Raw genomic sequence first — 23,098 nt, 5'->3', positions numbered from 1 at the left:
TCTTCATTCTCAAATGAGCGTCCTCAACATCGCTCCAATCAAACACAGAGTCAATAATCGGCTTGATTGTTCCGTCCTTAAAATAGATCGAGCGCATTTTGTTTAAACTCTTTTGTGAGTTTGATCTTATACTCATCACTTCTGTTTCGAAGGGTTGAGCCTTTGATCGTCAATCGTTTTCTCAAAATCGGCACCAAATTCATCTGATCGACTTTCGCTCCGCCTAACATCGACAGATAGACTAAACGCCCATCCAACCCTAAAATTTTGATATTCATCTCCCAATAAGGCGACCCCACAAAATCGATAATCAAGTCCACACAATTTTCTCCAAACTCCGATTCAATCACATCAGAAAAATCCTCTTCTTTATAGTTGATGGAGAGATCAGAGCCCAAACTTTCACACAGTTCGTTCTTTTGACTCGTTCCGGCCGTTGTGATGACGCGTGCATCAAACAAATGCTTAGCCAGTTGTATACCAGCCGTTCCCACTCCGCTGGCACCGGCGTGAATCAGAATCGTTTCCTCTTTTGAACATTCTCCCAGCCAATCAATTGCCTGGAAAGCGGTCAAAAAAACTTCAGGGATTCCAGCAGCTTCTTCAAAGGAAAGCTCATCCGGAATGGTCATTGCCATATCCTGATGAATCGTACAATACTCAGCGTATCCGCCGCCGGGTAGCAGTCCGAATACACGATCTCCCTGTTTAAATTCTGTGACTTCTGATCCGGTCTCTTCTACAACACCTGCCATCTCTAATCCAAGTATTGGCGAAGCGCCTTCGGGAACAGGGTAGTTTCCCGCTTTCTGGAGGAGATCAGCACGGTTGAGTGCAGTTGCTTCAACCTTCACGAGAATCTCATGGGGTTCCGGATGGGGATCAGGAAATTCACCAACCTTCATCACCGGCTGATCTGAATCCTTATCAATCAGTAGTGCTTTCATCGAGCTAAATAGGACCGAAGCGATTCTAAAAGTTTATTGATATCTGGAGAAACCTTAAAGTAAAGGATTGGCGCCATAAATGTGAAGGGAAAAATGATCGATTTTATAGCTATATCCAGCCAAATGAAGGAAAAATCAACCCAAACATGTGTAATATAGATGGTAGATGCTCCTAATAACAGTATCCAGAAAGTTTTTGAACTTAACGGTTGCAATCCCATTATTAGCAGTACATATAAATACTTTACGGCGTTGTAGATGATGATTGCCATCGCCGAAGCAAGTGCCGCTCCCTCAATTCCATATGTCGGAATCAGCAGGTAATTGGCGATGATTGTTATGGCTACCAGGATAATATTGGTATAAAAGCTGACACGATAGTGTTTTGAGTTCGATAGTATCACTCCATTTAATCCACTGATCATTGCTGTAAGTTTCCCGATTCCAACAATAAAAACCACCCATACACCGGCGGCATATACCTCGGGAAGAAGCATATATAGTTTATCGAGATGTATCCATATCAAACCAAAAATGAGAAGACCGGGAATAAGCTGATTCAGGGAAGATTTTTTGTAAATGGATTCAACCTCTTTCCACTGCTTCTTTTTTATAAAATCGGACATAAGAGGCGCCGCAATTTTATGAATTGACTGCTGCGGAACCGTAATCACTGAGACAATGTAGAATGCAATAGAATATACGGCAGTATCATCCAAACCGGCCATAGAACCGAGCATCATAATATCAACATTCCAGACAAAAACCGTTGTGAGCCCACCGAGCATGGAATAGAGGCTGTAACTGGCCATTCCCTTCACCAGTTTTTTTCGTATGATTGAAAAATTAGGAGTCAGTTGTAATTCTCTCTTCCGCCAAATTTGAATGCCGATAATTAATGGCTGAATAAGATAACTGAAAATAAATAATGCTATGAACTGCTGGAATCCGATCCACTCAAAAAAGTAAACAGCAAGTATTAGAATGGATATAAAACGCTGCAGAATTTCGTTTACAAACGAACCTGTTGTGGAATCTCGAAGGGATCGTAAATAGTTGTTGAGCACCTCAAAATAGATGATAAATAACGTAAGAGGCAGCACCCAAAGGTAGTAGTCTACAAACAGGGGAGAACGCTCTCTGTAATATTGGATAATAGTATCGCTGGCAAGCAGATAGATAATTGTAAAAAGGATAAACCCGGCAACAGGAATCGTGATAATCCAAAACAGGAATCCATGGCGTTTGGGAGCGGCTTTTTTAAAAAACGGATAGTAGCGAATCACCAGGTTTTGAAAGCCCAGATGTGCAAACTGTGAGCTGATAAACGAAGCTGAAATAAGGACTCTGGTCAGCCCGTACTGATCAGGAGTAAGAATGTGCGGAAACATTAAGATTGTAAGTACAAACCCCAGGGCAATTCCCACATAGGCAATTATAGTATTAGAAATGCTCTGGCGAACAATGATTCCCAAAATTCAGCTCTTTAGTGTTTGTAAGAAAACTCATCGTGTCCTAAGAGACACTATTTATGTAATTGGATTAACCTGAAGGTAGGCTGTTTGATGATGGTTTTGCAACTTTTCACTTTTTGAAAAAAAGATCTGATGCTCTAACTGCTATCCCGATTCATTTTCGTAAGATCGGGTGTTAGAAATCCTTTTAATACCCAAATCCGAAACTGAATGATAAATCCCGCTGCCCTGGTTTTTCCCTTTGCAAGATATCCAACAGCCAATAACAAACTTCCCAAAAATTTTACCAATTCAGTTCCGAGTTTTTTCAGCGTTCCAAATTCTGTTTCCGATACTCTCATCCGTTCACTTCGGCCAATACCTACAGATTGTTGTTCCAGGTATTCCTTTTCCAGCCGGTTGGAGCCAATTCTGTGTGTAAGTTCAAGATCGGCCCAATAATGAAGTTCAACCCCGTTCTTTCTCAACTTTTCAAAGTAGTGCTTCTCCTCGCTTCCAAGTAGTTGAGTACCTTTTCGGCCCAAATGAGTATCGAACCAGCCGAATGCATCAAAAATAGATTTTCGAATCATCATATTCCCGCCTCTCGGAAAATTCGATGGCGGATAAAATTTATCCTCATCCCCCAGGTCGTGTAGGCCAAACATCGGCATCAGTTCATCGGGAATCCAATCGGGATCTGCACCGTCGAATGTTACATGAATCCGGCCACCGGCACACATCGTTGAAGGCCTTTTCTTACTATAATCAATTGCCGTTTTTACAAAATCACGAGGGAGTTTTACATCGTCATCAATGTAAATCAATACCGGGGTTTCAGCTTCTCTTGCTGCACGGTTTCTGGCAAACGAGAGCCCCTGCTGTTTTTCCAATACATATCTAAAATTGTATTCCGGCTGCGTTTTTGAAAAAATCTCACAAACTGTTTCCGTTCCATCTTTGCTGTTGTTGTTTACGACGAGTATTTCAAACTTGCCGGGGCTCACGTTTTGTGTGGCAAGATCATCAAGCGTGTCTTTCAGGTAGCCGGCACGGTTATAGGTGCAAATTGCAATTGTTATTTGAGGTCTTTTTGGCATGAATGGATTTAGTCAATCATCATAAAATTTTATGGTTTAAACCACTTCTTGGGATGTGTAATCCGTATTCTTGTTCCAAGAAATCGTTCGATTATTCGTCTTGCGGCCTCGGCATATTTTCCGGCCCTGAAACCGATTCGATCTTTCAATGTAACAAACTCGCTGCGATAACTTTCAGAAAGATCCGGCTCCACACCACTAAGCTCTTTCAGCCATTCTTCATCCTCTTCGTAACCAAACCGGATCAAATCTTCTGCGATTGATCCGTGCAATTGAATCTGCCCCGCCACCCGTGCTTTATGCTCTTTCCACTTTCCCACGCTTGTCGGTTTGATAGGGCGAACACTTTTCAACGCTTCTTTTGAAGAATCGGAAACGGACGCCGCCAGATGGTATTCACTAAAATTCATCTTTTTCTCCAGAATCGGAATTTTTTCCATTAATCGTTCCTGGATTCGATCCGGGTCAGATACCAACTCTTCATATTTAATGGCAGTAAATCGGGAAAATTTTTCAAGCTCTTTTACTTTTTTACTATATATCTTCCAGAATTTCAGGCCGGTCCAATATTGGTCGGGGGCTTTTTGATGGTTACTGCAGATAATATCACGAGGGTCGCGGATCAGGCAGATCACATAAAAATTCGGATCCACCTTTAAGCTTGGCCCTGCTATCATTATATCCCTGGGGCGTTTAGTCAAGAATACATCCGTTCTGAACGGTGGACGAGTAAACAGGCGATCTTCATGCGGAGTGCAATAATCTATGTTAAAACAGGTTTTCATCGCTTCAGCCAGCAATGTTGTACCCGATCTGGGGCTCACTCCTACGATATGTATCTGGTTCATAATTGCAGCAAATCTCCTACTTTGTATTCCATCGACTCGGGCTGGAACGGTTGGAATCCATTTCCCGGATAATTTGTAAGCTCGCCAACATAGATCTTATTCTCGAGCAGATACAGGTCCACCCGGATAAAATTAAAATCAGCTGACAACTTCTCGGCCAGATCAATCGCTTCATCAAGATTTTCCGGACACTCTAAATCCTCTTTATATTTCGGATGTAAAATAGTTGCTTTGATCTCCGTAAAATCCCGATCTACTAATTTTCTTTTTTGATTGTTGAACCGGTCGATATCTACCTGGATAATCTCCACACGGCCATGAAAGCAGAAAAATTTATAGTCCGGCGGAATACTTCCATCTTTATCCAGCAGCAGCTTCTCAGCAACAATGGTTCGGGGAATGCCATCATATACTCTTTCGCGACCGAACTCAGCATAATCGAACTTTTTCCATTTTTCGGTTTGATGATACAGATCATGATATTCCTCCTGACTTTTATCAAACACAATCTTTAACATTGCGCTTCCATGATTGGCTTTGAGCACAAATTGATTCGGCAGAGAATCCCAAATTTCGCGGGTCAGTTCATCGTAAATTCCAATCAGAGGGATCAGATAGTCCCTTCCAACTTTTTCTTTGACATACTCTCTTGCAGTGGTTCGGTTTGCCACTTTTTTGCGAACTCCGGACTGTTCATGCAATTTCAGATATTGAATCTTTTCAGTGAATTTTCTGGGTTGATTCAGGTCCGGCCACTCGTCCAGTTCTATCCAATAGCGAATCTTCAGGTAGAGTTCATCCGGCAGCAAGTGGCGAAAAAATCCCCAAAACAGTTTTCTAAGTAAATATTTGACCATTTTTTTCATACCATCCCAAAGGTAATTATTCTATGGATACAGAATGAAGTATTATAATCCATTATGAATGTTGGTTTAAAAACCTTCAAATGTCCGCAGCCTCTTCGAGGAAGTCCAAAAAAATGCACTTTAAGTAAATAAATTCAATTTTATTCTACCGGATCACGATCCGGTATCTCCAAACTTTATTAATGATTGGAGATTCTGTCCCAAGGACTCCTTTGGAGTATCAAGTTTAGAATGTCATTCTTTTTGGACGGCTTCATAAGAGTAATTTTTTTACTGAATAATCATGAACTCCCAACCACTTGTCTCTGCAATTATCACTACCAAAAACCGGGCAGATCTACTGCCGAGGGCTATTGAGTCGGTTCTCAATCAAACCTATAAAAATATTGAAATAATCGTGGTGGATGATGGCTCAACAGATGATACTGCAGCCGTGATTGCAGAATATCAAAAAGAACACTCCATCATTCTGATTCGAAATGAGGAATCCGTTGGGGCCTGCAGGGCACGAAACCAGGGAATTGAACGGGCACAGGGAGAATTTGTAGCCGGTTTGGATGATGACGACGAGTGGCATCCAGAACGAATAACCCTGCTGTTAGAAAACTACGATGATTCCTTTGCATGTATCACATCAAATGATAAAATGGTCTCGTCAAACCGTTCTGTCGTCTGGCACAAAAAAAAGAAGATTACTTTGAATGATCTGCTTTATTCCAATTACGTAGGTAATCAGGTTCTCGCCAAAAAAGTGAGATTGATGGAGATTGGCGGGTTTGATGAATCCCTGAAGGCCGCCCAGGATTATGATTTGTGGATTCGGCTTTGTGAGAAATTTGGGCCTGTTAAGGTCATTCAAAAACCTTTGCAAACCATTCATCGGGGAAAATCAACCGAGCGAATTTCGAACTCTAAATCACAGCTTCACGGTTATCTTTCGGTCTACCAAAAGCACAAATCAAAAATGAACCGGGATCAGCGGAGATATCAACTCTACAATATTCGGCTGGCCCAGGGAAAGATCAGGTCTTTTTTTGATATTTTAGGTTGGGTTCCTCCAAAAAAACTATTTAAAGAACTGAAGCGCTGGGTTGCCAATAAGTACCTTTTATGATCAGAAAACGCAATATCCATTCCTTACATAGAAGAATACGACAGCAAATAGTTCGTCTGTATCTGAATATTCGCCACATATTTAGATTGGCAGCAAGAAAACTTGGTTTATCCGGATATCAAGTCCACCAGATTTATCTGAAAAATCTTGATTTGATTTATATTCCTATACCAAAAAATGCATGTACATCTTTAAAACATGCCATGCACTACCTTGAGTATCATGAATCTTTTGATCTCTCAAATTATCGAAAGTATGGATATCAAAGTTTGCACGATTTTTATAATAAGCAAAGGGACGCATTTACTGGTATTGAGGCATTAAAAAAACACAATGCATTCTGTTTTACAGTCATTCGCGATCCCATTGACCGGTTTCTGTCGTGCTATGGAAACAGAGTTGTACAGCTGGGAGATCTTCAAAAAAGCAGAAATAAACTCGATCGAATCGGGCTTTCTTCTGAACCTGACCTGGATACTTTTGCACTGAACTTAGTTGAATACCGGCGTATGAATCCCGGTATCCGGCACCACACCGAGCTGCAATCTAATCTTTTAGGAGGCACACTGGAATACGCGGATAAGACTTTCCCATTTGAAGAGTTAAATTCCCTGCAAAACATGCTGAATAGTTACGATAGCACTCTCGTAATGAAAAGCCGGAAATCAGGCGGACCCAAATTTCAATTATCTGATTTAAGTCATTCCTCGCTACAGTTCCTTCTTGAATTCTATAAAAAGGATTACGAATTGTTTAGCGAGTTCTATTCAAGTGAAGACGTTTTAAAACGATATAGAACTGAACACTCTACGAAATAAGAATTACTACTTCACTTAAGTATCTCTATTTCTAAAGAATATAAATATCCCAATCGCCCCCATACCAAACAAAAGCAGGTTCCCAAATCGCGCTATCCATTTTCCTGTGGTATACCAAACCGGTTCAAGCGTCATTTCAAGAGTATGATTACCAGCGGGAATTTCAAATCCCCGAAGCACATAGTTCGTTCTGATGATATCCATCTCTTCTCCATTCAAAGTAGCTGTCCAGCCCGGGGGATACCAGATTTCGCTAAGCACTAAAAAACCGGGTTCAGAACGGGAAATATCCAGTGAAATATAATTTGGATTATATTCAGTAACTGTAACAGAGGCGGTACTATCCGCTTGAATATTCAACGAAGATTCTTGTGTAACATATGCAGTTTTAGTTGGATCGAAATCACCCGTTAGTTGATTCAAAACCTCCTGTTGATTTTCCATCACAGCCACAGAATCCGCAAAAAAGGCTTTGGGGAGTACATTCAAGTTTTCCATCACCACTCCCTGATCAGTTGGATGTACAACCTCAAAACCCGGCGGAGAAAACGGTTGTGGAGCGGTCACGTATTTTACATTCAGCATATTTAAAACACCGGTATTGGCATTTGTTGCCCCCGATCTGTACATCTGGCCAATAAAATCCCGAAAATATCTATCAATCAAATCCTGGTAATAGCCCAATTTAGCTCCCGAATATCCTCCAACCGACGGATAAAAATAAGCGGGAATTGCATTATTAAACGGGTTATCGAGAATAGGAAAGACCCTGTATTCCCAACCCTCTTCGTGGGATACATTCTCGGACACGAATTGGTCCAGTCCGCGCTGGCGCTGTTGTATGACTTCCTCACGCGATGTGTCATCATCAACCAATGCACTTTCACTCATGTAGCGTTTGTCCACGCTCATTAAATCGTATGCAAGAATCACACATAATGAAATGGCGCCGGCAGAGATCGGTATTTTACCGGCTCCCATTGCCCATATAATTCCAGCCCCGATCACAAACAGCAATGCAAATCGAATCGCATCTTTCTGAGCCAGATCTTTGCGTTCGGGGATTATTTGTGTTTGAAGCAGATTCGATACCGTTTGAGAGACTCTCGGATCATCTACAGAAACATTATTCTGAACTGCAACCCTCTGTTCAAGTTGTTGGCGTTCTCCCGGTTTTTCAAAGGAGAGTCCTTGTAATGCAATCAAAATAGCACCCAGAGCGATAGCAGAACTGATAAATAGCGGCATCTTCCAGTTCCCTTTCTGCATGCGCTTCCTGATCTCAGTAATAAGCCAGTCCAGGCCAAAAACGGAAATTGCAGAAAAGCAGAAAATTGCCATGATTAACCAGGTTTCCGGAACCCGGAATTTATCAAACAAAGGGAAAAACCCGAACATCAGGTTGTTCAACAGGCCGAAATGTTCACCAAGTGAAAAGAGAACCGCTGCAACTCCCGGCCAGAGGAAAAGGTGCTTAAATTTGTGGGAAGATTTCATCAAACCAAACATAAAAAAGAGAAAGGCAAACGCACCAAAATAGTGAGGACCACTGGTAAATGATTTAGGTCCCCAGTAAAGTTCAGATCCGCCGTAAGCTCCGGGTATCAGCAGTGTTAAAAGCTCCCCCCAACCCTGCGACCATCCAAACGCGTAATCCCTGGCCAAGCCATCTGTACCTGCCGCCGCCGTTCCTCCGCGCATACTGTAGGGGGAATATTCCAGTGTACTCCAGTACATCTGAAATGTGATGAAAATAGCTACAATACCAGCTCCTACAAGCCACCCTGAATATTTCAGGAATTTTTTTGACTGATCTTCTTTAATGGCTTTTACCCAATCGTAAATAAAAAGAGTTCCGAGCGGAAACAGGAAATAGTAAGTTATTTGGGGATGGTATGCACGAAGGTGAAGTGTGAGCGCCAGTGCAAATATAAAAAATGAGATCCACCTGTTTTTCTGTGATCGGGTAATCATCAGATATCCCACATAGAGCCATGGAATATAGATATATGCCACAAATTTTGCCTTATGGCCGGCACCGATAATCAATGCAACATACGTTGTAAACCCAATGGCAATCGCCCCGAAAACAGCTGAGAGAGGACGGCTGCCCAACATAATAAACATTAGATAGGCACCACCCAGCAAAATCCACATCTGCGCGGCCGGGTAGATAAAATCAAGAAAGCTGAGAAGTGTGTTGTCCAGGTTCATCACCTTCGGCGGATGGGAGATGGTGTTCGCCGGCATTCCCGAAAACATATTGGTAGCCCAGTGGGCTATCTCTCCGGTTTCCTCTTTATATTCAATTAAACTCTCCGCACCGGCACGCCATTGAATAACATCACTCCCCATATACTGCTGACCGCCCAGAGTGGAAGAAAAATGTAAAAAGAAAGGCAGCAGAAACAGAAATCCAAGAGCCAGCAGATGCTGTTTTCCTGTGGACAATTTATCCCAAAAATCCGGTTCCGGCCCACCCTGTTTTCCTTTACGTCTTGCCATTTTATTCTATGACTCTTGGAACACGGAAATAGTCAGAATCGGCGTCCGGGGCGTTTTTCAGGGCGTCTTCGTGGCTGATAGGCTCTTTGGCTTCGTCTTCTCTGAATTTACTGGCTGTAATTTCCGTCACGTGCTCCAGAGGTTCCACATCTTCTGTATCCAACTCATTCAGTTGATCGATATATCCAAGAATATCATTCATATCCTCTTTGAAATTCTCGGCCTCTTCATCGGTGAGTTGCAGCCGTGCAAGATTGGCTACATATTGTACATCATCTTTTGTTACGGACATGATCAGAAATCTAAATTCTTGGTTGAAAAATTGTGTTGCTATATTTAATTAAAACAGACTTCCGAAGTCTCCAGATTCTTTAAAAACGGTTTATTTTTTGATTTGCGTTTATCAGTTTAAAAAAGTTTACACAGACTTCGGAAGTCTTTGGTACTTTTAAATTGAATGGACAAGTTAATAAAGATTTGATAAAAGCATAAGCGTGATTCTTCATGAAGATCCGTGGATTTGTTCTTTAAACTCTTATTCGTATTAATTTAGAAACCCCGATTATCATGAAAATAGGTATCTGTTCAGACTCACATGATCACATAGAACATGTCAAAAAAGCAGTTTCCTTTTTTAAGGAGAATAGGATCAAACGGGTAATTCATGCCGGTGATTATTGCAGTCCGTTTATCATTCCCCTATTTGAGGAATTAGATCTGCACGGTGTTTTTGGAAACAATGATGGTGACAAATACCTTTTGATGAAAAAATTTGATATGATCAACGGTACACTTTACGGTGATTTCTCCAGAATTGAAGAGGACGGGATAACATTCGGCGTCTATCATGGTACATATCCGGAAATTACGGAGAGCCTGGAGTTGTGTGGAAAATATGATGTTGTGATATCCGGCCATACACACGAGCCTAAGGTGGACACCATTGGTGATACTCTTTCAATCAACCCGGGAAGTGTGAATGGCTTCGATGCAGATCCTATGGTTGCCACATTTGATACCGAAACACGAAAAGTTCGGTTTAAGGAGTTGGGATAATTTAAAGTGCATCGGGCAGCCCTCAAAGTGTTCGGGACAGACTCTATCCGTTTCTACAAATTTTATTTTAATAATCAGTGGCCGGACAAGCTGTCCGGCATACATGTACAACGGGCAGCTTGCCCGTTACTGACCATCCCAAATTATTGGTAAATACGCTGGGTTGAATCCCTGTTTGTTGATCTACAACCTACATCAACTTTCTCTATCCTAATCTTTAAGTATCGTGCCGGACAAGCTGTCTGGCGTACATGTACAACGGGCTGCCAGCTCGTTACTCATCAACTCAAAACTATTGATGCGGGTGAAGCAGGATGTCTGAATTATCTATTAAAACGCACACCTGGACGTTGCCAATACTAAATCTGTCGTGCCGGGCAAGCTGTCCGGCGTACATTGCCTCGCCTGCTCATTGGGTTTTTGGGCTGGCGAGTCTTACTAACTTAACCCACAAATCATCAGATGAGTATACTTGTTTGTTGAGGCCGGAGAAGCTCATATCAGTCTTTTTATTTGATTAATACAGGATTTAAATACCAATTTTGACTGAAAAGATTTATCATTGCAAGTCAATATCAAATTAAAATAATACGATGCAGGTATATTTAAACGGATCATTTGTTGAACATAATGAAGCGAAAGTTTCTGTCGCTGATCGCGGCTTTATTTTTGGAGATGGTGTTTATGAAGTAACCCGAATTATAAATGGTAAACCCTTCCGGGAAAAGGAGCACCTTGAACGATTAGAGCAGGGATTAAAATCACTTAAAATTAATATTAATCATTCTGTTCTTGATGATATTCCGAAGATCAGCCGTGAACTCCTGGAAAAAAATGACTTGCTTGAAGGAGAGGCAGCCATCTATCTTCAAATTACGCGCGGTACAGCATGGCCACGCACTCACACATTTCCAAATCCTGCCGTAAAACCGTCTATTTATCTATCAGCCAGTGCGTTTACACCACACACCGAACTGCATGAAACCGGTGTGGATGTCATTACTCTTGCAGATGTTCGGTGGACGCGTTGTAATATCAAAACAGTACAGCTTCTCCCCAATACCCTTGCCAAGCAACAGGCTCAGGATGCAGGTGTAAACAGTGCACTGTTGATTCGCGACGGAGTGATTACCGAAAGCCCGAATGCCAATATTTTTGGAGTGAAAGATGGGGAACTCTATACCTATCCGGAATCAAACTATATTTTGAGTGGAATAACAAGACAAGTTGTTCTGGAAATTGCCGATAAACTGGACATTCCCGTTCACTTGAACCCAATCCGCGAGGAAGAACTGTTTGAACTTGATGAGCTCTTTTTCTCAGGTACGACTACGGACATTCAACCGGTAACTGTAATTAACGGGAAGAATCTTGGTACCGGTAAACCTGGGCCCGTTGTTAAAGCGATCCAGGAAGAACACTGGAAGTTGTTACATGCATAGTCTGAAAGTATTCCAGTTCTACTTTTTTTCTCGGGTTGCTTTGAGAATCTATTTTACATTTTTTGTTTCGTATTGCAAAACTATCAGCTTGATTGTTGTGCTCTGAACGGTCAAATGATCTGTTCAATGTGCAATTGACCCTCTAAAAAACCATACCTATGAAATCCAAAAAAGAATATTCCCGAAAAAAATTTCTGAAAAATCTTGGGGTTGGCAGTGTATCGGCACTGTTTGGCTCATCTTATTTGCTAAGCGCATGCAGTTCCGGGGAGGGAGACTCGGCTCAAATGGATCAAGATGTGACTCAATCCGATCCGCTGCATACAGTTTCCGTTCAACTGTACACATTTCGAAACCAACTGAATGAAGATATTCCGGGAACGCTCCGGCGAATTTCAGATCTGGGATACAAATATGTTGAAACCTATGATTTTTCAGAAGAGATGAACTATGAAGAAGTAGGACAAATGCTAAGGGATGCCGGCCTCTCGGTAAGCTCTATGCACAGCCAGATACCGGTCGGTGAAGTGGGTGAACGGGCATTGCGACGAGCTGAAGCTTATGGTAATGATAAGGTTATTTGGCACGGCTGGCCTGAAGATGAACGCTATCAGACCGAAGATGGAACTAAAGAACTTGCTGAAATTTACAATGAAGCCAGTGAGTTTTTGCAATCCAACGGCTTGCAGTTTGGCCTGCACAACCACTGGTGGGAAATGAAAGTAGGCGATAATGGCACCTATCCGTTTGAAACGCTTGTGAATTATATCAGCGACGATATATTTTTTGAGATTGATACTTATTGGGTAAAAACGGCCGGGCAGGATCCTGCGGATATCATCAGAAAATATGGCGACCGTGTGGAGTTTCTCCATATAAAAGATGGGGATGCCGAATGGTCTGAAGATTTGGGTGAAGGCCCTCATGATCCGATGGTACCCGTTGGACAGGGAACACAGAATTTTGAAGAGATAGTCCAGGCTTGCGGCGACTCTCACACCTGGATGGTCGTTGAACTGGATGAAAGCGAGATCGATGTATTCCAGGCCGCCGGAGAAAGTATTGACTATTTGATAGAAAACAATCTTGCAAAAGCGGCGAGAAAAACTGCCTGAACGAAGTGGCAAAAAAAGTAAATCCCGTCTATTCAGGCGGGGTTTTATCTCTTTCACCTTTATTCTGGCTGCTCAATCAGATAACAAATCGTTAAAGTAATTAAAGACCCCTCTGTCATACTTACACTCAGGCTGCATTAAGGGATTCCCTTATTACTGTGTATAGTCATTTTTGGTATTGTTATGTAAACAAATTAACAACTACATAACCCTAAGATGATGGAAGCACATAAATTTCCTCAGACAAGAGAAGACCTTAAAACTGTTCTCAACGAAACAGAACTTGCATACTTTGAATCACTGATTATTCGTAAAAGACAAGAGGCCCGGGATGAACTGGAATACCTTTTAAATTCACTTGAAGAGCAACGTTCATCAGAAACAGATGATGCATCTTCTATTGATCATCATATGAGCGACATGGGGAGCATTGAAGAGAGCGTAGATCTTACAAACCGACTTATCGAGAGAAATAGAAAATTTATCGGTCAGCTAAACAGAGCACTTGAGAGAATTGATAACGGAACCTATGGAATCTGCCGGGCAACCGGGCAACCTATTGAAAAGGAACGCCTTGAATTTGCACCACACACCAGGTACAGTATTGCTGCTAAAAACAGTGGATTAGACAAGAGAGTTGTAATGTCCTAACGTACAAAAAGAGAGAAAAAATCAACGAGAAGAAATATTCCGGCAGGGGTTCCGGAAATAAAAAAAAGCCCGTCTCGGATTGAGGCGGGCTTTCCTTTTTTAATTGACTTAAAAAATTATTCGTAGGTAAGACTACGTACTTCTACGGCACTCAGTCCTTTCGGTGTTTCTTCAACATCGAATTCTACTTCTTCTCCATCTTCAAGACCTTGGTTGGGTCCTAAGTTCTCTACATTGTTTCTGTGTACAAAAATATCTTTGCCGCCGTCGTCTGGCTGGATAAATCCAAATCCTTTCTCAGCGTCAAACCATTTTACTTTTCCTTGTTGACTCATTGTTATTACTTAGATATTAAATTATGTATTGTTGATTGCACCCAAGAAAAGATTCAAAAAACTTGAGTTGGGTTTACTCACTCGTCCTGAGAAGGGCTTTACTAAGGTGTTATGTTATTGCGAATATATAAGTTCTGTTTACCAAATGCTATAAGCATTGCAAACAAACCTGAAAATTAATTTTTTAAAAAACGTTTTTCAAAGTCTTCCTGAAATAATCATTTAACAAATTTTACCTGATTCGGGGTGAATATAACAGCCATCTCCGCTAATTGAACGTTGCCAATTTAATTCATCTTCAAGTTCTCTGAACCAGGCTTCGAGTTCCTCCTCTCCGCGAATTTTTTTCCCGCTATCCTCTATATAAGATTCCGCTTGTTCATCCTCTAAATCTTCAATATTGTAAGCCAAAATTAGATCTTGTAATTTTTCCTCGATCTTTTCGGCTCGTTCATCATCTTTATATCGGTGTAGTGTAATCATCTGAATAATTGCTTTGGATAAATATCTGCTTTAAATCAGCTTCTGCTTGAGAACTTCTACTTTATTATACTCTCAAACAAATTACTTATTGTATAGTACTGGAAATCTTTCAATAAAAAGGGTGAATATTATGAGTGAATATGAACATCGACTGGATGGCACTATTCAACTATTTCAATATTACAAATCACTAACTGAGAAATCGATCAACCAAATTTCAAATGATCGGATTCACGAACAGATTCAAAAAAATCAAAACTCCATTGCCATCCTGATGAAGCACCTGTCCGGTAATATGATCTCCCGCTGGACAAACTTCAGAACCGAAGACGGAGAAAAACCCTGGAGGAACCGCGAAACAGAGTTTGTGGATGATTTTGAATCAAAGAACGAGCTGATGGAGTATTGGGAGAAAGGCTGGGGTGTTCTGTTTGAGGCACTCGATTCCATTGAAGATAATGAACTTGACTCCATTATTTACATTCGAAATGATGGTCATAAGTTGATTGAAGCCATTGAACGTCATCTTGCCCACGTAGCCTATCACACCGGACAGATTGTGTACCTTGCTAAAATATTTGCCGGTGATGACTGGCAAAGCCTTTCCATCCCAAAAGGAGAAACAGAAGAGTACAACCGAAAGAAATTCAGTCGCGAAAAAAGCCGCGGATTATACACAGACAGGAAATAAGAGCACTGTCGCGGAGGACACATTTTCATCTTAATAGGGTTTTGCAAAATAGATTTTTATTCTCTTAACGTGTTCACCCAAACTGGTGCAAGTGTTAAATCCGGTATTTGAAAAAATGCATTGGAATAATGCAGGGTTTGTCTTACCGGAAGAATGATTCTACCAACCGTACGTCAAGGATGTTACTTGTGTCCATGTTTTTTTGCAAAAGGAAAGGGGCACAAGTGACGCTTCGCTTAACACTTGCGCCAGTTGGGGGATCCCTCGCGGGGAAGGTCACTTTTTTAGGCAATCGGTAAACGAATTCTCTTAAAAAAACATCTAAACGCCAATCTTCTTATGGAATCTGCATTTAACCATGCATTGCGAACCGATGCTTTGTAAATTGTCTTTAATGAAGATTTGAATTTTCCCAAAAAAATGGGATAATGTTCTCAATAAATTAATAATCTAATTAACCGGATGAGTATGAAAACACAGGACGATGCAATAGTGGAAGGAACCGGGAATGTAGGACGGGTACTATTCCTTTCCCTCGTTGCTGCAATAGGAGGCTTTCTATTTGGCTTTGACAGTGGAGTTATTAATGGTACCGTAGATGCACTTCAGCTTGCATTCAATTCTGATGCAGCGGGTACAGGATTCAACGTGGCATCAATGCTACTTGGCTGTGCTGTGGGTGCATTTTTTGCCGGAACTCTGGCTGATAAATTTGGGCGTAAACCCGTAATGATTGCAACAGCCCTGGCATTTATTCTAAGTGCATGGGGATCAGGCGTTGCCGGCGGATCATTTCAATTTGTAATGGCACGTATTGTTGGCGGGCTTGCCGTTGGCGCGGCCAGTATTCTTACACCGGCTTACATCAGTGAAATTGCGCCGGCTAAAATCCGCGGAAGTCTTGCTACTCTTCAACAACTGATGATTGTAATCGGGCTATTTGTTGCTTTCTTAAGTAACTACTGGCTCGCCGGAATGTCTGGCGGAGCTTCTGAACTGCACTGGTGGGGATTTCAAACCTGGCAGTGGATGTTTTGGGTTGAAATTACTCCTGCATCTATCTTTTTATTTGCACTCATTTTTATCCCTGAATCCCCAAGATATCTGGTGGCGGCTGAAAGGATTGATGAAGCAAAAGATGTTCTTACAAGTCTCTCGGATACAGTAGATGCAGAAGCGAAAGTGGCCGATATTAAATCTACCCTGAGAAAAGATCACCGCCCAAGTATGCGGGATATCATTGTTGAAGCAACCGGGGGTGTTCATCCACTTGTATGGGTTGGAATCGGGCTGGCCGCCTTACAGCAGTTTACAGGTATTAACGTTGTTTTCTATTACGGTTCAACCTTGTGGCAGGCTGCCGGATTTACTGAAGCAGATGCATTGTTGCAGAATGTAATTACCGGTTCGGTAAATATTGTGTTTACCTTTGTAGCCATTGCCCTGGTAGATAAAGTAGGACGAAAACCGCTGCTGGCTATTGGTGCTCTTGGCCAGGCAGTTATGCTCGGTATACTGGCTATTATATTTGGTACGGCAGGAGTAAATGCCGCTGGAGATCTGATACTTGAAGGTAATATGGGTATTTACGCTCTCATTTCAGCCAATGGATATGTGGCATTCTTTGCATTCTCATGGGGTCCTGTTATGTGGGTAATGCTTGGCGAAATGTTCCCGAATCAATTCCGTGGAGCCGCTCTTGCCATCTGTGGATTGGTACAATGGTTATCCAACTTTACCATTACCATGACCTTCCCGATTATGCTTGCCGGAATAGGGCTCGGGCTTTCATATGGAATCTACGCCTTCTTCGGACTTGTAGCCTTTGTATTCGTTAAGAAATATGTTCTCGAAACCAAAGGAAAAACACTTGAGGATATTTCTCGCGAAGCCGAAGCCGAACTGCAAAGCTGATTTAGCTTTAATTCTAAATATCAAAAAGCCCGGTGATTTAAAATCATCGGGCTTTTTTATTTGTACAACGGGCAGCTTGCCCGTTACTGAAAATTATTATAAACGACACAGAACGAATAGTTTCGATTGGAATCTTAAGAGGGCTTTGCAAAACCGTGGTTATTGGTCAATCTGAACTCGATTCAGATTCTCCATTCGCCTTTATAGCCAGTATCTGGAGATCCTGAATCGAGTTCAGGATGACGGGCAGAGTTTTGCAAAGCCTTCCTTAAACCAATTCAGAATCAACCCATTCGCAGATTTACGAATTACACCATACAGCCACAGCTTACCCGTTACCTAATATCTTTGATTAAAGTGAATACCGTTTTGGTGAAAAAGTGAGACGGGAGACGGGAGACGGGAAATTATAGAAATTGATCAAAAAAATGGCACAAGCGAGACGCGTGCGCCATTTTCAGTTTTTTCAAATCTCAAGACTCAAGACTACATTCTCACCTTTATCCTGTACTCTGCATCGCCGCAGCAACACCGTTGATACTCAAGAACATTGCATGCTTTAATTCAAGTATCTCCTCTTCATCCGCATTTTTACCGGCCTCTTCCCAACGGTTTAATAGTTCAACCTGCAACAGGTTTAACGGATATGTAAACACATTCCTGAATTCAATTGAATTTTGTATCACTTTCCTCATGTCCAGAATATTTTCCTGTTCAGTAATTTCCAGGATCATATCACGTGTTTTATCGAAATCTTTCAAAATCGTTTTATGCAGCCGCTGATCTGCATCTTTAGTATACATTTCGGTTGTTAATACGTGTGTTCGGGCAAGCTCTCGTTGAGCATTATCCACAATGGTTCCGAAGAAACTCCATTCCTTGTACCATTTTTTAAGTGTTTCCATCACTGATGGATCCTCATCAATAATTGGGCCGAGTGAAGCCCCCAATCCATACCAACCCGGAACATTGTAACGTACCTGTGTCCACCCGAATACCCACGGAATGGCCCGCAGATCGTCAAATTCAAGCCCTTTGTCTCCACCCCGGGACACCGGCCTTGAAGCGATTGGAAGATTACCAATATGCTCTACCGGTGTAATTTTTTTAAACCACTCCCAAAATTCAGGATCGTCAATCAGGTCGCGATAGGCTTTCATCGTACCTTCTGAAATTTTGTTCATGATGATTTCCGTTTCATCACCTTCTTTAATCTCTTTTTGGCCTTCGCCACCAGTTACCCGGGCAACGGCATTCACAATCTGTTCGAGATGGCGACGGGTTATATCCGGGAGGGAATACCGGAAGGAGATAATTTCACCCTGCTCGGTAAATCGAATTCGTCCATTATTACTGATGGACGGCAGTGCCAAAATAGCGCGGTTAGATCGGCCACCACCACGGCCTACCGTTCCTCCACGGCCATGGAACAACCGGAAATCAACATCGTGCTTTCGAAGCACCCGGCCAAGTTCCATCTGTCCTTTTTGAAGCGCCCAGTTAGCCATCCAGTAGCCACCGTCTTTGTTACTGTCTGAGTATCCCAACATGATCTCCTGGAAGTTATTTCGGGCTTCCAGTTGTTGCTTGTAGAGATCGTTGGTCAAGATTGTTTCCGTTAACTCAGCTCCTTTATCCAGATCTTCAATGGTTTCAAGAAGGGGAACAATGTCGATCTTACTCCCTACCCTTCCATTTTCAAGCCACCATAAGCCCGTTTCTTTTGCAAGAATTGCAACTTCCAGCATATCACTCACACCATGAGTCATACTGATGATATAGCTTCCAAAAGCATTTTTATCCAGCTCAAGAATCTGGTTAATTAACTGAAATACGTCCAGAATTTCGACGGTAGCCGGTTTTAACCTCGCATGTTTAGGAGCCAGCGGACGCGGATTCCGAAGTTCCTGCATAAGGATATCCACTTTTTCCTCTTCACCTAAACTGGAATAGTTTTCATGAACATTCGCAACAGACAACAGATCTTTAACGGCGTTCTCATGCACACCACTATGCTGACGAATATCAAGAGCCGCCAAGTGAAATCCGAATGTATTGGCCCTGATTACCAAATCATTAAAGTCGCCAAATTTGGCAATATCCTCCAATCCGCCATTTATCAAAGATTCTGAAATCAAGTTCAGGTCGTCAATAAAATCGCTGGTTTTGTATGATTTGGATGATTCTAAAATCTCCTGCTCACTGCCTTTCAAATCATTCAGCATATTTCGGAGACGATGCATGATATGTGTAATTTTTCTCCGGTAAGGCTCATTTTTATAATGCCTTTTATACTGCGTTGTGAGCGGTACTTCCTTCTCATCTTTTTTCAATGATTTTTTAAGCTCATCAGAAACCGGTACCAGGTTATTCGAAATGGAAAGATACCTGCGGATTTTTTCCAACTCATTCAGATATAACTTCAGCGCACTTTTCCGATGTTCAATCAAAGTTTGCCAGGTTACATCTCTTGTTACATTGGGGTTTCCATCACGATCGCTTCCAATCCACGACCGGTACTTTAGTACAATCGGCAGATCGGGTGTTTTGTTGTACTGTTGAGTAAAAGCATTTCGAATGTCATCATACAATCGCGGCACCGTATTCCAGATAGAGTTTGTAAAGTAAAACAGACCGTTTTCTACTTCATCTTCAACTGTAAGCCGTTCGGAACGCACTTCATCGGTCGAAATAAGAAGAGCAATTTCGTTGACAATCTGCTTGAGCTGTGCATCTCTTTCGTTGGGTGTTAGCCGCGGATCGTCCAGATCACCGATCATATCGGTAATATTTTCTTGTTTATTTAGCACACTACGGCGGCGGGCTTCTGTTGGGTGAGCTGTTATTGTAGGCTGAATATCCATCTGTTTGAACAGTTCCAGCGCATCATTGTAACTAATACCCTTATTTTTGAAAAATTTCAGAGCATCGGCAATACTCTCGGGACGCGGATGATCCAGATCAATTTTTTTAGCCCGCTCCCGGTTAATTCGTATGATCTCGTGCTGCTCAAGGGAGTTAACCAGGTGAAAGAAAATAGTTGTAAGGCGAAGTAAACCACGAATCTGATCGATATCCATCTGCTCGATCCGATCTACAAGCTGTTCATTAAATTTTTCACCTGAATCTTTAAACGCTTTTGCAGATAGTTCAGGAAGTTCTGCGGCTAATTCTCGGAGTGATTTTTGACCCCGATTCTGCAGGTATTCTTCTAAAAATCCTGTAAGAGTAATAAGGTTTGCAGTTAAAGGATCACTGATGTTAGCAGATTCGGCGTAATGTCGTATAGTTTCTTTCCAGGTCATTATAACTCATTTTAAAATTTGGTAGGGGTATAGATAGCCATTATTGCTAATAAAATCATCATGCTTTTGAAGATTTAAAGGTTGGGAAGCGCTTTTATTGCAATATCATAGTTTAATTGACAATGAACTTATACATTTTTTCAATTTTTTGATTTTACTGCACCCTCTCCCTCAAGAAATTCCAGAATTTTTCCGGATAAACATATTCGGAATTTTGGCGTCGTTGGCGGGGAATGTTTACAATTTTCCAACAACTCCGTTTGGATATCCGAGTTGTTCGATTTTAATCTTCGAATCATCTTCCTGCCGGGAAAAGAGATATCATTCTCCGCTGCAAACACAAGCGTGGAAATTTCCCATTTTTTAATTTCCTCCTCAAAAATGAGAGGCAGAATTCTCAGATCGGGTTTAAATAAGGTGAACACATCACCGATATAAGGCCCCCAATCTTCATCCCAGGTTGTAAGAAGTGGATCTACAAATTTCTTGAGCCTCTTCTAAGTTTGATTGAACCGGTACAAAATTGACGGAACAGCCATTTTCTTAACATCTTCCCATATTGATCTGCAAACAACTCCCGCCGGTACAATCAGGATCAAATTATTTACATTGCCTGGATAAACTTTTGCAAACTGTAAGCCGGCAAAACCACCCAAACTAATTCCAAGCAAGTTGATCTTCTCCAAACTGAATTCACTCTCAATTTCGAAAAGTCAATCTGAAAATGAGTTGTCTTTGTACGAAAATCTTACTTCAGGCCCTCTAACAAATTGGCCCGGCAGATCGGGTGCAAAAATTTGATAATGATCCAATAATGGATTTAGCTCAGAAACCAAATGAGCTGAGCTTGTCAACATGGAGTGCAGGCAAAGAAGTACCGGTTTGGAATCATCTCCCGCTTTCAAAACATGACTGGTGCCAAATGACGTTTCTACCTGGATGGATTCTGTAGGAGTATCGATCTTATTCAAAAACAGCTGATACCACTCTTCAAGCTTCTCTTTAGCATGATCGTTTTGAAATATTTTATTATCCATAAGAAAACCAATTTTTTGACTGTACATTAAATGAAGGCTTTGCAAAACCGTGGGTATGCGTCAATCTGAACTCGATTCAGATTCTCCATTCGTCTTTATAGCCAGTATCAGGAGATCCTGAATCAAGTTCAGGATGACGGTCATAGTTTTGCAAAGCCTTCTAAATATGTAAAAACCAAAGATTATAATTTGCTTGCTTTTTGATGCTCTGATTTTCAGTTATTTAACCGAATTACATATTTTAATGAAGTAGCATTAATCAATTATTAAGATTCATCATTATGGCAAACACAATTTCAAGAAGAACCTTTTTAAAACAAACAGGATCAGCGCTGGCTGTATCGGCAATTGGATTACCTAATATTATCATCCCGCAAAGCAGGGAGAAGCTGGGTGTAGCCTTGGTAGGATTGGGAAGTTACAGTACGGGACGATTGGGACCCGGACTGCAGCAAACCGAACATTGCGAATTAAGAGGAATTGTAACCGGATCGCCGGAAAAAATCCCGGTTTGGCAGGAAAAATATAATATCCCCGATGGCAATGTATACAACTACGAGAATATGCACGAGATAGCCAATAACGATGAAATTGATATCGTATATATTGTTTTGCCAACCGGCCTTCATGCTAAATATTCCATCATAGCTGCTGAAGCGGGTAAACATGTATGGTGCGAAAAACCGATGGCTATGAATGTGGAAGAGTGCCAGAACATTATTGATGCAGTAAATCGGAATAATGTGAGCCTGGCCATCGGATACCGGCTGCATCATGAACCGAACACTCAGAAAATTATGCAGTTTGCCAGGGAACAAACCTACGGAGCTGTGACAGAAGTTCGAACAGCCGCCGGGTATGACGGATATCATGAAGATGGCAATTGGAGAAAAAATGCCGAGCTTGGCGGAGGTGCTTTGTATGATATGGGCGTCTATCCGATCAATGCCATTCGATATGCCACTCAAATGGAACCCATTGCTGTTAACGGGCGGCAAAGCACGGTTCGAAAGGAAGTTTACCCCGAAGTGGATGAGATTACCGACTTTAAATTGGAATTTGCAAACGGCATGATCTGCACGGGCGAAACAAGTTTCGGCAAATCGATGAACTACCTGAATGTAAATACCGAAGATGGCTGGTACTACCTGAAGCCGATGTCATCATACAGCGGAGTACAGGGACAGACCAGCGACGGAACTGATCTACCTGCCGATCCCGGCCACCAGCAAGCCCGACAGATGGATGCTGAAGCACTGGCTATCAAAGAAGGACGGCCACCAATAGTACCCGGCAGCCAGGGACTGAATGACATCCGGATTGTAAATGCCATTATGGAGAGTTCAAGGAATGGGCGATCGAGGATTGAGCTGTAGGATTTTCCTCCCCTCTTGAGAGGGGAAAGTGAGAATCAACG

General features: G+C 41.8%; 21 protein-coding genes. 9 read left to right on the top strand and 12 right to left on the bottom strand.

The features are described from left to right. Positions 1-77 precede the first annotated feature (77 nt). The 5 genes from U5K72_20235 to U5K72_20215 form a co-directional block, all read right to left on the bottom strand. On the bottom strand, positions 78-947 hold the full coding sequence (locus U5K72_20235; GenBank protein ID MDZ7721162.1) for an NAD(P)H-quinone oxidoreductase: 870 nt from the start codon (positions 945-947) through the stop codon (positions 78-80). Then, positions 944-2,422 carry an oligosaccharide flippase family protein gene (locus U5K72_20230; protein ID MDZ7721161.1) on the bottom strand — a complete coding sequence of 493 codons (1,479 nt, stop codon included), beginning with the start codon at positions 2,420-2,422 and terminating at the stop codon, positions 944-946. Before U5K72_20230 ends, U5K72_20235 begins: the two co-directional genes overlap by 4 nt. Positions 2,423-2,559: 137 nt before the next feature. Then, entirely contained in the window at positions 2,560-3,501 is a 942-nt protein-coding gene (locus U5K72_20225; GenBank protein ID MDZ7721160.1) for a glycosyltransferase, read from the bottom strand. 29 nt (positions 3,502-3,530) lie between these two features. Beyond that, positions 3,531-4,349: a hypothetical protein gene (locus U5K72_20220; protein MDZ7721159.1), complete on the bottom strand. Its 819-nt coding sequence runs from the start codon at positions 4,347-4,349 to the stop codon at positions 3,531-3,533. Continuing rightward, complete coding sequence (locus tag U5K72_20215; protein ID MDZ7721158.1) at positions 4,346-5,206, bottom strand: ATP-grasp fold amidoligase family protein; 861 nt, start codon at positions 5,204-5,206, stop codon at positions 4,346-4,348. The genes U5K72_20220 and U5K72_20215 overlap by 4 nt, the downstream gene beginning before the upstream one ends. 292 nt (positions 5,207-5,498) lie before the next feature. Here U5K72_20215 and U5K72_20210 point away from each other — a divergent pair, with 292 nt between their 5' ends. Together U5K72_20210 and U5K72_20205 are read left to right on the top strand one after the other, a co-directional pair. Further along, the gene (locus tag U5K72_20210; protein MDZ7721157.1) at positions 5,499-6,329 is read left to right on the top strand and encodes a glycosyltransferase; all 831 of its coding nucleotides are present in this window, start codon (positions 5,499-5,501) and stop codon (positions 6,327-6,329) included. Further along, complete coding sequence (locus tag U5K72_20205; GenBank protein ID MDZ7721156.1) at positions 6,326-7,147, top strand: sulfotransferase family 2 domain-containing protein; 822 nt, start codon at positions 6,326-6,328, stop codon at positions 7,145-7,147. The genes U5K72_20210 and U5K72_20205 overlap by 4 nt, the downstream gene beginning before the upstream one ends. A 15-nt stretch (positions 7,148-7,162) precedes the next feature. Here U5K72_20205 and U5K72_20200 read toward each other — a convergent pair whose 3' ends face one another. Next, entirely contained in the window at positions 7,163-9,652 is a 2,490-nt protein-coding gene (locus U5K72_20200) for a YfhO family protein (GenBank protein MDZ7721155.1), read from the bottom strand. A 1-nt stretch (position 9,653) separates the two neighbouring features. Next, positions 9,654-9,944, bottom strand: a complete 291-nt coding sequence (gatC, locus tag U5K72_20195) for an Asp-tRNA(Asn)/Glu-tRNA(Gln) amidotransferase subunit GatC (GenBank protein MDZ7721154.1) — start codon at positions 9,942-9,944, stop codon at positions 9,654-9,656. A 275-nt stretch (positions 9,945-10,219) separates the two neighbouring features. Here gatC and U5K72_20190 point away from each other — a divergent pair, with 275 nt between their 5' ends. From U5K72_20190 to U5K72_20175, 4 genes are all read left to right on the top strand, one after another. Continuing rightward, on the top strand, positions 10,220-10,708 hold the full coding sequence (locus U5K72_20190) for a metallophosphoesterase (GenBank protein MDZ7721153.1): 489 nt from the start codon (positions 10,220-10,222) through the stop codon (positions 10,706-10,708). Positions 10,709-11,301: 593 nt separating this feature from the next. Beyond that, positions 11,302-12,150, top strand: coding sequence for an aminotransferase class IV (locus U5K72_20185; GenBank protein MDZ7721152.1), 849 nt, complete (start codon positions 11,302-11,304; stop codon positions 12,148-12,150). A 158-nt stretch (positions 12,151-12,308) separates the two neighbouring features. Further along, positions 12,309-13,265 (top strand): sugar phosphate isomerase/epimerase, encoded by a 957-nt coding sequence (locus tag U5K72_20180; GenBank protein ID MDZ7721151.1) that lies wholly within the window; start codon positions 12,309-12,311, stop codon positions 13,263-13,265. 216 nt (positions 13,266-13,481) lie between these two features. Beyond that, on the top strand, positions 13,482-13,916 hold the full coding sequence (locus tag U5K72_20175; protein MDZ7721150.1) for a TraR/DksA C4-type zinc finger protein: 435 nt from the start codon (positions 13,482-13,484) through the stop codon (positions 13,914-13,916). A gap of 116 nt (positions 13,917-14,032) precedes the next feature. Here U5K72_20175 and U5K72_20170 read toward each other — a convergent pair whose 3' ends face one another. Continuing rightward, positions 14,033-14,251, bottom strand: coding sequence for a cold shock domain-containing protein (locus U5K72_20170; GenBank protein ID MDZ7721149.1), 219 nt, complete (start codon positions 14,249-14,251; stop codon positions 14,033-14,035). 222 nt (positions 14,252-14,473) lie between these two features. Beyond that, positions 14,474-14,734 (bottom strand): hypothetical protein, encoded by a 261-nt coding sequence (locus U5K72_20165; protein ID MDZ7721148.1) that lies wholly within the window; start codon positions 14,732-14,734, stop codon positions 14,474-14,476. Between the two features lie 130 nt (positions 14,735-14,864). Here U5K72_20165 and U5K72_20160 point away from each other — a divergent pair, with 130 nt between their 5' ends. Beyond that, complete coding sequence (locus U5K72_20160) at positions 14,865-15,425, top strand: DUF1572 family protein (GenBank protein ID MDZ7721147.1); 561 nt, start codon at positions 14,865-14,867, stop codon at positions 15,423-15,425. A gap of 468 nt (positions 15,426-15,893) precedes the next feature. Then, on the top strand, positions 15,894-17,339 hold the full coding sequence (locus U5K72_20155) for a sugar porter family MFS transporter (GenBank protein ID MDZ7721146.1): 1,446 nt from the start codon (positions 15,894-15,896) through the stop codon (positions 17,337-17,339). Between the two features lie 500 nt (positions 17,340-17,839). Here the strand turns inward: U5K72_20155 and ppc are convergent, their stop codons facing one another. The 3 genes from ppc to U5K72_20140 form a co-directional block, all read right to left on the bottom strand. Beyond that, a complete protein-coding gene (ppc, locus tag U5K72_20150; protein MDZ7721145.1) occupies positions 17,840-20,644 on the bottom strand; it encodes a phosphoenolpyruvate carboxylase in 2,805 nt (934 codons plus the stop codon). A gap of 497 nt (positions 20,645-21,141) precedes the next feature. Then, positions 21,142-21,330, bottom strand: a complete 189-nt coding sequence (locus U5K72_20145) for an alpha/beta fold hydrolase (protein MDZ7721144.1) — start codon at positions 21,328-21,330, stop codon at positions 21,142-21,144. 27 nt (positions 21,331-21,357) lie between these two features. Continuing rightward, the gene (locus U5K72_20140) at positions 21,358-21,681 is read right to left on the bottom strand and encodes a hypothetical protein (GenBank protein MDZ7721143.1); all 324 of its coding nucleotides are present in this window, start codon (positions 21,679-21,681) and stop codon (positions 21,358-21,360) included. A 281-nt stretch (positions 21,682-21,962) separates the two neighbouring features. Here U5K72_20140 and U5K72_20135 point away from each other — a divergent pair, with 281 nt between their 5' ends. Beyond that, entirely contained in the window at positions 21,963-23,057 is a 1,095-nt protein-coding gene (locus U5K72_20135; protein ID MDZ7721142.1) for a Gfo/Idh/MocA family oxidoreductase, read from the top strand. Positions 23,058-23,098 lie beyond the last annotated feature (41 nt).

Source organism: Balneolaceae bacterium, assembly GCA_034521495.1.
Taxonomy (GTDB): domain Bacteria; phylum Bacteroidota; class Rhodothermia; order Balneolales; family Balneolaceae; genus Rhodohalobacter.
This window is presented reverse-complemented; position numbering and strand designations above follow the sequence as displayed.